Annotated in this window: 10 protein-coding genes; 5 read left to right on the top strand and 5 right to left on the bottom strand. The window is 41.7% G+C overall.

Annotated elements, in window-relative coordinates:
• Positions 1-153 precede the first annotated feature (153 nt).
• Positions 154-1,542 carry a class II fumarate hydratase gene (gene fumC, locus I6758_RS05590; RefSeq protein WP_196604212.1) on the top strand — a complete coding sequence of 463 codons (1,389 nt, stop codon included), beginning with the start codon at positions 154-156 and terminating at the stop codon, positions 1,540-1,542.
• Positions 1,543-1,688: 146 nt separating this feature from the next.
• On the opposite strand, the gene I6758_RS05585 is transcribed toward fumC, so the two are convergent.
• Complete coding sequence (locus tag I6758_RS05585; protein WP_196604211.1) at positions 1,689-2,561, bottom strand: LysR family transcriptional regulator; 873 nt, start codon at positions 2,559-2,561, stop codon at positions 1,689-1,691.
• Between the two features lie 195 nt (positions 2,562-2,756).
• On the opposite strand from I6758_RS05585, the gene I6758_RS05580 reads away from it, so the two are divergent.
• Positions 2,757-2,960: a hypothetical protein gene (locus I6758_RS05580; protein ID WP_196604210.1), complete on the top strand. Its 204-nt coding sequence runs from the start codon at positions 2,757-2,759 to the stop codon at positions 2,958-2,960.
• Positions 2,961-3,111: 151 nt separating this feature from the next.
• On the opposite strand, the gene I6758_RS05575 is transcribed toward I6758_RS05580, so the two are convergent.
• The 3 genes from I6758_RS05575 to I6758_RS05565 all read right to left on the bottom strand — a co-directional run bounded on the left by I6758_RS05575 (position 3,112) and on the right by I6758_RS05565 (position 6,301).
• Complete coding sequence (locus I6758_RS05575) at positions 3,112-4,833, bottom strand: methyl-accepting chemotaxis protein (RefSeq protein ID WP_196604209.1); 1,722 nt, start codon at positions 4,831-4,833, stop codon at positions 3,112-3,114.
• A gap of 56 nt (positions 4,834-4,889) precedes the next feature.
• Positions 4,890-5,648 carry a hypothetical protein gene (locus I6758_RS05570; RefSeq protein ID WP_196604208.1) on the bottom strand — a complete coding sequence of 253 codons (759 nt, stop codon included), beginning with the start codon at positions 5,646-5,648 and terminating at the stop codon, positions 4,890-4,892.
• Between the two features lie 503 nt (positions 5,649-6,151).
• Positions 6,152-6,301, bottom strand: a complete 150-nt coding sequence (locus I6758_RS05565) for a hypothetical protein (protein ID WP_196604207.1) — start codon at positions 6,299-6,301, stop codon at positions 6,152-6,154.
• A gap of 37 nt (positions 6,302-6,338) precedes the next feature.
• Here I6758_RS05565 and I6758_RS05560 point away from each other — a divergent pair, with 37 nt between their 5' ends.
• From I6758_RS05560 to I6758_RS05550, 3 genes are all read left to right on the top strand, one after another.
• On the top strand, positions 6,339-6,707 hold the full coding sequence (locus tag I6758_RS05560) for a hypothetical protein (protein WP_196604206.1): 369 nt from the start codon (positions 6,339-6,341) through the stop codon (positions 6,705-6,707).
• Positions 6,708-7,087: 380 nt separating this feature from the next.
• Positions 7,088-9,082 carry a transketolase gene (gene tkt, locus I6758_RS05555; protein ID WP_196604205.1) on the top strand — a complete coding sequence of 665 codons (1,995 nt, stop codon included), beginning with the start codon at positions 7,088-7,090 and terminating at the stop codon, positions 9,080-9,082.
• 198 nt (positions 9,083-9,280) lie between these two features.
• Positions 9,281-10,702, top strand: coding sequence for a sodium:solute symporter family protein (locus I6758_RS05550; protein WP_196604204.1), 1,422 nt, complete (start codon positions 9,281-9,283; stop codon positions 10,700-10,702).
• Positions 10,703-10,717: 15 nt separating this feature from the next.
• Here I6758_RS05550 and I6758_RS05545 read toward each other — a convergent pair whose 3' ends face one another.
• Positions 10,718-12,112, bottom strand: a complete 1,395-nt coding sequence (locus I6758_RS05545) for an amino acid permease (protein ID WP_196604203.1) — start codon at positions 12,110-12,112, stop codon at positions 10,718-10,720.
• Positions 12,113-12,439: the final 327 nt, after the last annotated feature.

Here is a 12,439-nt window from a genome sequence, read left to right as displayed (position 1 = left end):
TATATATTTTTTTAAAATCTCAGCTTTAAGTTTTCCAAGGATTTTTGTTTTTTTCATAGAAGTACTATAAAAGTAATTAAGAGTAATTCTCAAAACATTTTTTATTGACTTTTGATAATCTGTTTTCCAATAAAATTAACAGGAGGGATTCTCATGCAATATCGCATCGAAAAAGACTCTATCGGAGAAATAAAAGTTCCCTGTGACAAACTGTGGGGTGCACAGACACAAAGGAGCTATGAAAATTTTAAAATTGGTACAGAAAAAATACCTGTAGAGCTGGTCAGAGTTTTTTCCCGGCTGAAGAAGGCTGCCGCAAAAGTAAACATTGATCTGAAATTAATTGATCAGGCTCGTGCTGACGCCATCATGAAAGCCTGCGACGAAATAAATGAAGGAAAATTGGACGGCAACTTTCCGCTTGCTGTCTGGCAGACCGGAAGCGGCACACAATTCAATATGAATATGAACGAGGTTATCGCTCACCGTGCCGCCCAGATTCTGCACGAGGATGGTAAAGATATAAAAGTCCATCCAAACGACCATGTAAATCATTCTCAAAGCTCAAATGATATTTTTCCGACATCACTGCATGTGGTCACTGCGACTTTACTGAAGGAACAACTATTTCCTGCAATAGATGCTTTTATTACGGCACTCGACAAAAAAACTGAAGAATTCAAAGATATAATAAAAATAGGGCGCACACATTTGATGGATGCTACTCCGCTTACCCTCGGGCAGGAAATAAGCGGCTGGTCCGGTATGATGAAAAGAGACCGTGATATCTTGGCACAAGGACTGAAATATGTCCATTATTTGGCTATGGGCGGCACGGCAGTCGGTACAGGGATCAATACGCATCCTGAATTTGCAGTTCGTGTAGCTGCCGAAATAAGTAAGCTTACGGGTGAAAGTTTTGAAACAGCTCCCAATAAATTTCAGGCATTGTCCAGTAAATCTGAACTCGCCTGTGTGCATGGCCTGCTCAGAGCCCTGGCTGCTGATCTTATGAAAATAGCCAATGACACCCGCTGGCTCGCCAGCGGCCCGCGCTGCGGCATCAGTGAAATAACCATTCCAGCAAACGAGCCCGGCAGCTCAATAATGCCTTCAAAGGTTAATCCTACTCAGGCAGAAGCGCTCACTATGGTTGCCGCCCAGGTAATGGGCAACGACACGACAATAGGCTTAGCTGCCAGTCAGGGCAATTTCCAGCTGAATGTATTCATGCCGGTGATAGCCTACAATATGGTGCAAAGCATACGCCTGCTGTCCGATGCCATAAATTCCTTTAACCATAAATGTGCAGCAGGCATACAGCCGAATCTGCCTCGCATTAAAGAACATCTGGAAAACTCCCTTATACTTGTCACAGGGCTCGTTCCTCTAATAGGCTATGACAAAGCCGCTGAAATCGGCAAAAAGGCGGCAAAACAAAATATAACACTTAAGGAAGCCGCTCTCAGCTCCGGCTATGTATCTGAAAAGGATTTTGATTTTTATATGAATCCTGAGCGTCTCATAAAACCGGAAGCTTAAATTCTTCCGCAGAATATCGTCGGATCCGCAGGGCTTTCATCCAGCCCTGCGGATTTTTGTTAATTAAGACTTATTTGCGTTATATTAATAGAAGTCTATATTAACAAAATGGATTCCTCACTATGAATTAAACAGCGCTGTGGTTATTACAGAAAATTTTCTCTTAAAAAATTGATAAGAATTTTTTCATCTGCATAAATCTGCCGCCCCTTTTTCGTCACTATTCCCGTGTCGAGATAAAGGGGCGTTTCCATAGACAGGGAAACTATTCCTTCTCCTGTTAAAACAGCATGTTTCATAAGAAAGGATGAAGCAATTTTCTGTTCTATAAGATTTCTGACGGTATGAAGATACGGCGAATAGTGCAGTATATTGGGTTTTATTCCCTGTCTGGCAAAAATCTGATTTACTAAATGGGTGATATTAAAAGTACTGTCGAGCAGAACCAGCGGTTCTCTTCCTATATCTTTTACCGATATGAAGCACCTGTTGTCCAAACCTGAACCTGGATAAGTACAAAAACAGCATTCTGTCCTTCCCAGTTTTTTGTAAGAAAAACCATCCGCAAACTCTTCTGTATAATTCATTATTGATAAGTCCAAACTTTCATCTTTGATCATATGCAGCGAATTTACCGGTCCTGTCTCAATTATCTCTACTATTATCTCCGGATGTTCTTTTTTAAAACGCCCCAGCAGCAGTGGCATCATGCGTATGCCTATCTGCGGGGGAAGAGCAATGCGTATATGATTCCTCTTATGCGCCAGATCATTGATCTCATGTTTAAGATATTCCATTTCTTCCAGAATCGGTCGTATCCTTGTCAGGAGAAAATTTCCATCTTTTGATATAAAAATTTTTTTACCGTTCCTCCTGAAAAGATTGAGTCCGGTTTCTGCTTCCAAAGACTGCATTGCTACGCTTACGGTCGGCTGTGACACGTGCAGCCGCTCCGCTGCTTTTGTTATATTCTGCCATCGGCATACTTCATAAAAATATTGCATTTGAACTATATTCACTGCATATATTCCTCCCCTCATTTCATTTACATTATACATTTTTATATAGTTTTTAACTATATATTTATTCTATTATTGTATTTCCTTTTATCTAATATTGAGTTCATAATATTAATCATCAGAAAGCTCAAAGCGCCAATAATTATAAAGCTTTTATCATGCTATCGTGTTGTTGAATTTAAGGGGATAATATACATGCCGGATCAATACAATTCATTTATTTTGTGCAGACTGTTTAATTTTCTTCTCAAAAAGCTTGATGCATACGGTCAGAAAAAATCATTGCTTGCCAAAAAATGTTGTCGGCAGCGCTGCATCGCCCGCCAAAAATTCTCTTCGTATCCAGAATACGGTGATCTATCTTCATTTAATGCCAATTTTTTTATCCATCTTGAGTAAATTTATCCCGTGCCGTCCCCTTCCATGTCGATAAAAGGACCGCTGCTTTTCCAAACAAAAGCAGCGGTCCTTTTATTGCATTATTTCAATTGAAATAACGGCATATATTAAACTGTACAGCTATTACAAAAACCGTCTCTCATTACCAATTTTAGATTTTAAACCTGCGAATGGAATGTTCCAGTTTTTCTGCCATCTGAGCAAGATGTTCGCTTGCTGTCGCAACTTCTTCGATGGAAGATGATTGTTCCTGAGCGGATGCAGAAATTGTCTGCGTATGTTCCGAAGATCTTTGGCTTTCCTCATTGACACTTTTTGCTGATGTTACGACATCTTGTGTACTGCTCGTTATTTCTTCCACTGCTGCCGAAATTTCATGTATTTGTCCTGTCATATTACGCACCATGCTCAAAATTTGTCCAAAACTGTCACCGGCTCCGGATACGACCTTTGCTCCTACATCAACTTCTTTTTTACCGTCATTCATGTAAATGACGGCATTATCCGTTTTTGTCTGCACTTCACTGATGAGTTCAGTAATCTGCTTGGCTGCATCCTGAGACTGTTCGGCGAGTTTCCTTACTTCCTCTGCCACCACGGCAAAGCCCTTGCCTGCTTCTCCCGCTCTTGCCGCTTCTATTGCGGCATTAAGTGCGAGCAGGTTCGTCTGTCCTGAAATATTGGAAATAACATCCACGATCTGCCCTATCTGTTTGGACTTTTCTTCCAAATCCGCTATTACATCTGCAGTGGCATTGGTTTTGGTTTCTATGATCTCCATCTGACTTACAGCTTTTTTAATGGAATCTTCACCCTTGTTGGCGGCATTTGCTGTATCTTCCGCAGAATTTGCCACTGTTTCCGTATTTACGGCCACCTGTTCGATTGCTGTCGACATCTGTTCCACGACATTTGTCGTGTTATCAGCCGCGGCCAATTGTCTTTCCGATCCTTCGGCCACTTTGGAAACAGCGCTTGCGATCTGATCCGATGCCTGCGCCGATTCTTCAGCGTTGGCTGTCAATTCTTCAGAAGAGGCTGCTAGCTGTTCTGCGATATCAGTCAATTCTTTTACCAAAGAATGGATATTATTTTTCATTTTGTCTACCATTCTTGAAACAGTGCCAAATTCACTTTTATCATCCAGGCTTTTCTGGCTGATTGACTTAGAAAAGTCACCGCCTGCCAATATATCTATATACTTAGTAAAGTCATGCAGTCTGCCTGTTATCTGTTTTATGATCATCCAGCTAAAGCCTGCCATAAACAATATGGACAATAAAATTATTCCTACAAATATCATTCCCGCCGAAGCAGCTGTTTTTCTGCTTTCTGCGTTCATCATATCTGCCGATTTCTTTATTTCATCGGAAAAAGTGCCTAAATCTTTGACAAAACCTTCAGCCATTGGTTTTCCCTGCGTCATATAAAGATTGAATGCTTCCTGATTTTTATTCTGCACTGCCAGATCCAATATTTTACTTCTGACCTCCCGATAAGCGGCCAGCTGATCCATCAATTTCTGATATTTTACCTTTTCAGCATCACCTAAAGGTATTTTCTTGAATTCTTCCGAGTCTTTATTAAATAATTCCACGCGCGTTCTTATATCATCGATAAATACCTTTTGTTCACTGTCCTGCTGCGCCACCATCAAAGCAAATACATCCGAATCAATCTTGTTGTTCTGAGCCCGGGTATCATTTATGAACTGCACAGCTGTGAGTTTTTCACTATACATTTTTTCCATGTCATCACTAATACTCTGCAAACAGTAATAACCGATCCCCCCAACAAGAATCAGCACAACCACAGACCCCACACCCAGCAGGCTTATTTTGACGCCGACTTTCAAATCATTTAACCATCGCACTAGAAAATCTCCCCTTTAATTATAAATTACAATAAATTATTTAAAAAATTTTTGAATTATACTTTCAATAATTTCTCCCAGCTTTCCTTGTCACGAATTGCCACAATAAATATGGTATCCTCCTTCCATTGAAAATCAGAGAATAAAATGCGTCCTCCTGCAATATTGTGATTTTTAAATGAAAATTCAATTGCCTCTTTTGACAACTGCTTTATAGCATCTTTAAAAAATATTCTTGATTCCAAGGAAACCTGCTGATATCTATGCCAAAAAGGAGAGGTAACACCGCTTATTATAATTGCCACAAAAATTTTATCAAGGCTCACAACCGTGACCCATTCCGGTCCGCGTAAATTCTGCTCCCGATAATATCTGGATATATCTGCAGCCATAGAATCGTCACCGCTGCCCTGTCCTTTTGTAAGATGCTTAAATATATTATCATCATATACCGTGAGCGAGATGCTGTATGATAGCGTTTGCTGCATACAGGGATTAAACAGATGATAATAGCGGATGTGGGATGAATAATCTTTTTCTTTTTTTGGCAAAACATATTTTTTCATAAAATTCAGGATCAGCGGATAGTATTTTTTAAAATTATTGTGTTCATCTCCATAACCCAGTAAAACCTTCTCCCACTTTGAAAAATACTCCACATAAACAATGAGTTCTACCTGCCTTCCCACTGTTATATACTTTATCTGTGTCAGTTCAGGGAACTGATAATACTCATATATATTATGCCTCAGTGTTTTTTGGTAATCCAGTATTGATTGAATAGATTGCAGATAAAGATTTTTTTTTAACCACAAATATTTCTCCTTTGATATCATTATTTTCATGAAAGTCCCGATCAAGAAAAGATTATCTCCTATCACTCTTCTTTAATTGATCAGAGATCCTCCAAATTAACCATACTATTATTGCTTTTTATAAAAATATTTCAGAAAAAAAAACACCTATATCAAAAAAAGATATAGGTGTCTATATAGCCCAAGCAAAAAACAGCCCACTATTCGACTTTCCAAAATCCATCTACAACATTGCTTATTCGTTTCATCATATGCAAGATTATGTATATAAGCGCAATCTGCCTTCCAACAGACTAACATCTGCAAAAGCCCAGACCGTCACTTTACTGAAAACCGTCAATATACGGCATATTGTAACATAAAGACATATAATTTTCAAGTTTGCCATAAATATTTATTTAATATTCAGGATATAAATTCTCCCTGAAATGGACCTTAATTTTTTTGCACGTAATTACGATATATATTATGTATGATTAGCAATATTTTCATACAGTATGTTATTATATAGGAAGAAGGCAGGCTGCCGCCTTCTGTTCCATACGACAGCCTGTATACACACCAGCCGCACGGATGCGGATTTTCTGCTCTATATAGCAGCTTTGTCCTAATGCCACCATATCAAACAGCTGTGAAAATAGAGATGCACGCATATTTATAACAACTATTTTTATTGAAAGGAGAATGGCAATGAGCAGTATAAGCTCTCTGGACAGTCTGTCCGCTCTTTTGAATTCGTATACCACGCAAAAAGCATCATCATCCACTGCCTCAGCCTCATCGACCGCAGGTACTTCAGGCACCTCCTCAGCCGGCGGAAATGAAAGCACTCAGGATGACGAAACCGTAACTACTACGGAAAAATTAGCTGATGGTTCTATGCTCATAATAGTAACTCAGGGTGACAAGGTCATTTCTGAAACTAAAGTAAGTATCCAGAATTCAACGGCAAACAGCAAAAACAACAGTTCAGCCCCGACCAATCAGCTTGACAGATTCAACGATTCCTCTGCCAGCAGCAGTGCTTTAACAGGCAGTCTTTTTAGTTCCAGCATTTGATTGAAAAACAGGCATCTGCAATTTTCACATGCAGATGTCTGTTTTTTATCATATTCATATTTTGAACAAACTTTTCGTAAACAATTCTATTTTTTCTTTCATCTACATAATATGCCAGATAATTTACCATAGAAAGAAAATACAAATATATATTGATAAAATATATATTTATGTCATATACTAATATACAGGGATATAGCCTGCATAAAAATCCCCTCGAAAAATAATACATATATCGCTATATCCGCACAGAAGAAATATTGAATAAAGCATGCCGTTCGGGTTATGCTGTTTTCCCGGATATCTTTTATATCAGTATTTCCGCTAAATTTACGACAGCAAAATGTATTTTATATAGCTGATTAAAAAGGAGAGATATCATGAGTAATATTGATATGAAATGTGTAAACGCCATCCGTGTATTGTCTGCAGATGCCGTTCAAAAAGCTAATTCTGGTCATCCTGGTCTTCCGCTGGGGTCTGCTGCTATGGCTTATGAACTCTGGGCAAAACATATGAATCACAATGCTAAAAATCCAAAATGGTCCAACCGTGACCGTTTTATTCTCTCAGGGGGGCATGGCTCCGCACTTTTATACTCACTTTTACATCTGTTTTCTTATGGTTTGACTATTGAAGATTTGAAAAATTTCCGTCAGGATAATTCCCTTACACCGGGCCACCCTGAATACGGACATACAACCGGCGTTGAAGCCACTACCGGTCCGCTGGGAGCAGGTATGTCAATGGCAGTCGGCATGGCTATGGCAGAAGCTCATTTAGCTGCCACATTCAATAAACCGAAATTTCCTATAGTCGATCATTATACATTTGCCCTCGGCGGCGACGGCTGCATGATGGAAGGCATTTCTTCCGAAGCCTTTTCCCTTGCGGGCACGCTCGGTCTTGACAAGCTTATAATTTTATATGACAGCAACAAAATTTCCATTGAAGGCAGCACGGATATCGCTTTCACGGAAAATGTACAAAAACGCATGGAAGCTTTCGGTTTCCAGATCATCACCGTCGAAGACGGCAACGATCTGGCTGCTATAGGCGCCGCCATAGAAGCCGCCAAGGCAGATAAAGAACACCCGTCCTTCATTACCGTCAAAACACAAATCGGCTACGGCTGTCCTGCCAAACAAGGCAAAGCCAGTGCGCATGGCGAACCATTGGGTGAAGACAATGTAAAGGCTTTAAAAGAAAATCTGGGCTGGCCTTCTCAGGAAGCTTTTTCTGTCCCTGATGATGTTTATGAACATTATCGTGAATTATCTGCAAAAGGTGAAACTGCTGAGGAAAAATGGCAGAAACTTTTCAATGAATACACAGAAAATTTCCCTCAGGAAAAGCTTTTATGGGACAAATTTCATAAAGATGCTGACAGCGATGCTCTTCTTCATGATGAAGCTTTTTGGGCATATGAAAATAAGCCGCAGGCAACCAGAAACCTTTCCGGTATAATGATTAACCGCATTAAAGAAATCCTGCCGCAGCTCATCGGCGGCAGCGCGGATCTGGCGCCTTCCAATAAAACACATATGAATGGTGAAGCCAGCTTCAGCAAGGCAGATTACAGCGGCCGCAATCTCCATTTCGGCGTAAGAGAACTTGCCATGGCAGGTATAGAGAATGGTCTTGCTCTGCATGGTGGTCTGCGTCCATACGTAGGCACATTCTTTGTCTTCAGTGACTACATGAAACCGATGATGCGTCTGGCTGCCTTAATGAAACTGCCGACAACCTATGTTCTCACACACGACAGTATCGGCGTGGGCGAAGACGGTCCCACACATGAACCGGTGGAACAGCTTGCTATGCTCAGAGCCATGCCCAATATCAATATATTCCGCCCAGCCGACGCCACGGAAACCGCTGCCGGCTGGTATCTTGCCATCACCAGTAAATCAACGCCTACGGCACTCGTTCTGACTCGCCAAAATCTGCCGCAGCTTGCCGGCAGCAGCAAAGATGCTCTCAAAGGTGCTTACGTTGTTGCCCCGTCCACTAAAGAAGTGCCGGACGGGATCTTTATCGCCAGCGGATCAGAAGTTTCTCTGGCTGTGGAGGCTCAGGAAATGCTGGCAGCCGAAAATATTGATGTACGTGTTGTAAGCATGCCATGTATGGATCTTTTTGAACAGCAAAGCGATGAATATAAAGAAAGTATCCTGCCCAAAAATATTTGTGCGCGTGTGGCCGTCGAAGCCGCTGTCGATTTTGGCTGGGGACGTTATACAGGACTCAGCGGCACCACTGTTACTATGAAGGGTTTCGGTGCTTCTGCACCGGCAAATAAATTATTTGTCAAATTCGGTTTTACAAAGGAAAATGTAGCCGCTGCCATGAAAAAAGTATTAAAAAATCACTGATCATTTTCAAGGGTATGATATAACCATCATACCCTTGAATTTCAACCGAAAGCAGCACCGTGCATTATGAATGCACGGTGCTGCTTTTTATGGGTTGCTGCACACTTTTACCGACAATTCAATCTGCCTTTACATTTCACAGCAATGCATGTATTATAAGCTAAGTTGAATTTCCGCAAAAGGAGCTGCTTTGATATCATGATCAGCTATATCACCGTCATTACGCTTTATGCCCTGTTTCTCATCAGTATAGGCGCTTTTATGTCACGGCGGGTAAAAACTGCCGATGATTTTTTCGTCGGTGGACGAAAGCTCGGACCGCTGCTCCTGTTTATAACCTTAATTGCCCCCAATATTGGAGCCGGCTCCACTGTCGGCGTCGCCGGGCTCAGCTTCAAGGCAGGGCTTTCTGCCGTATGGTGGATCACCGCTTCTGCTGTCGGGACCTTCATATTGGCTTTTATAATAGGTCCGCACATATGGTCTTTGGCTAAAAAACATAATTTTTACACCTTGGGCGATTACTTTGAATACAGATACAATAAAAATTTCCGCGGTCTTATCTCATCTTTTATGCTTATCGGCACGGTCGCTATTTTTGCGGGACAGCTCATGGGCATAGCCTGGATACTTTCCGTTATTGCTGATATAGATAAAAACAGCGGCATCCTAATAGGCGCTGTTGTAATAGTTCTTTATTTTTGCACAGGCGGTCTGCTCTCGGCAGCGTATGTAAATATTGTAGAAGTGTGCGTCAAGCTGCTGGGTTTTTTTATTGCTGTTCCCTTCGTACTGAATTTTGCGGGAGGTCTGGATGGTCTGTATGCAAAAGCTGCCGCCCATCTTAGCAATTCAGCTGCTGCAACAGCTGACTATTTTAGTCTGGGCGGATTGGGAAGCAATACCATAATCGTTTTTTTTCTGATGCTTACCCCTTCATTCTTTTTGTCACCCGCACTGATAGGAAAAATATACGCGGCAAAAGATAAGAAAACTGTTTATTTAAGCACTTTTTTTTGCGGACTGGCAATGCTTGCTTTTGCTATCGTCCCCGTATTTCTTGGCATGGCTGCCTATGCGCTGTTCCCTGACCTGCCGCAGAGCGACTTGGCACTGCCTTATATAATGAAGGAGTGTATGCCCTTCTGGGCATCGGCCGTCGCTCTTGCTGCTATCTTCTCGGCAGAAATCAGCGCCGCAGATGCCGTACTATATATGATCACCGGATCTTTCAGCAAGGATTTATATAAATCCTTCATAAATCCCTCTGCCACAGATAAAAAACTTTTGCAGATGAGCCGCCTCGCCGCGGCGGCAGCAGGCCTGATCGGTATTTTTCTTGCCGGTATACTGCCCAATGTCATTTCTGCGCTGTCCATATTCTACTCTTTGATGTCAGTATCTCTCACTGCACCGCTGCTTTTTGGTCTGTTCTGCAAAAAAGCTTCTACTGCTGCCGCCTTCTTCTCCGCCGGCAGTGGTGTATTGATGACTATTGTCCTGCAATTCTACAACAGCGGAAAAGGATTCGGCATATTCAATGCCCAGTCCGCTTCGATCATTTTCAGTATACTCATTATGCTGCTTTTTATAAAATTTTTCCCAAAAAAGCAATTATAAAATGCACCATAATATTTATTTTTTTACTACATGCTTATTATTCAATATGCTATGTTTGTAACCATAAGATAAATATATTGCAAAACCAATTACACACCATACTATAAAACGTATCCATGTTTCAACCGGTAAATTATACATAAGATAACCGCAGGAAAGCACTGCTAAAGGACCGACAAGCCATACAGCGGGACATTTGAATGTTCTTGGCAGATCCGGTCTTCTTACACGCAGAACCATCACACCTGCAGCCGCAACAAAGAACGCAGATAATGTTCCTATGTTGGCCATTTCGGCAATCACTCCTATAGGCGCAAAACCTGCTATTGCGGAAACTACCACACAGCCTGCACCCGTAACGAGATAAGGGGTTTTATAGCGCGGGTGGATCTTGCATATGCCCGCCGGGATCATACCGTCTCTGCTCATGGCAAAAAAGATGCGTGCCTGCCCGTAAAGCAAGACCAGCAGTACGGTCGTGATACCGCATATAGCTCCGACACCTACCAGAGCAGACCCCATATTATAACCTATATAGCGCAGGGCATATGCTACAGGTTCCGGATTATTGAGTGACGAATAGGGAACCACACCTGTGAGGACCGCTGCAACGACCACATACAATATAGTGCACAATACCAAAGAGCCTATCATCCCTATAGGCAGATCACGGGCGGGATTTTTACATTCTTCCGCCGTGGTGGCGACCGCATCAAATCCAATATATGCAAAAAAAACTATAGCTGCGCCGCCCGCTACACCAGAAAAACCGAACGGCATAAAGGGCTGCCAATTAGTAACATCCACCTGTGGTCCCGCAAGAAACAAAAAAATAAATACGGCAATAAGCTTTATGCCCACCAAAATACGATTCAGCGTGGTGCTTTCCTTCGTTCCTCTGATTAAAAAGAAAGACAATAGCAACGTTATCAGTATAGCCGGTATATTTATAATACCGCCGTCTGCCGGAACATGCGTAAATGCAAAAGGCAGCTGAACACCGGCAGAATTGAAAAGCCCCGTGACATAGCCGGACCAGCCTGCCGCCACAGCACTTGAGGTGACAGTATATTCAAGCACAAGATTCCAGCCTACAATGAAAGCTATCAATTCACCGAGTGCCGCATAAGAATATGTGTATGCGCTGCCCGATGCCGGCACAATAGAAGCAAATTCGGCATAAGCGAGCCCTGCTATTCCGCAGGCAAATCCCGAAATAATAAAAGATAACACAACAGCAGGACCCGCATATTTTGCCGCAGCGACCCCGGTCAAAACAAAAATGCCCGTTCCTATGACCCCGCCTATCCCCAGCAAAACGAGATCCACCGCCGTAAGATTTTTAGCCATTCCCGACGCGAGAGCCTGTGCTCTCATTTGTTCAATGTCTTTTGTACGAAAAAATTTCATGGTACGTTCTCCTTATCTATTTCTGCGATTATATGTATAATTCCGCCTGTTATCTGCAAATAATGCAGCTCTTATTGTCGGAGAAAGTCTGCCTTCTGCGCAAAAGCTAAGGCCAGCGCCTAAAAGCGCTGGCCGATATAGCAGCTGAACGCACGCCTTACTTTACTCGGTGCCTATGCGCCCGCAGCTTTACAAATGTTTTAATGATAAAGTCAATTTGTATTATAGTTTATTTCTATAGAGTATGCAATATTAAAAAAATCTCTCTGTAATGACTTTTATGAAGTCCGCTTTTTTTGATATTCACATATATTTCAACGGTAAAAA

Origin of the sequence: Pectinatus haikarae (genome assembly GCF_015732185.1) — a bacterium.
In the GTDB taxonomy this organism is placed as follows: Bacteria; Bacillota; Negativicutes; order Selenomonadales; family Selenomonadaceae; genus Pectinatus; species Pectinatus haikarae.
This window is presented reverse-complemented; position numbering and strand designations above follow the sequence as displayed.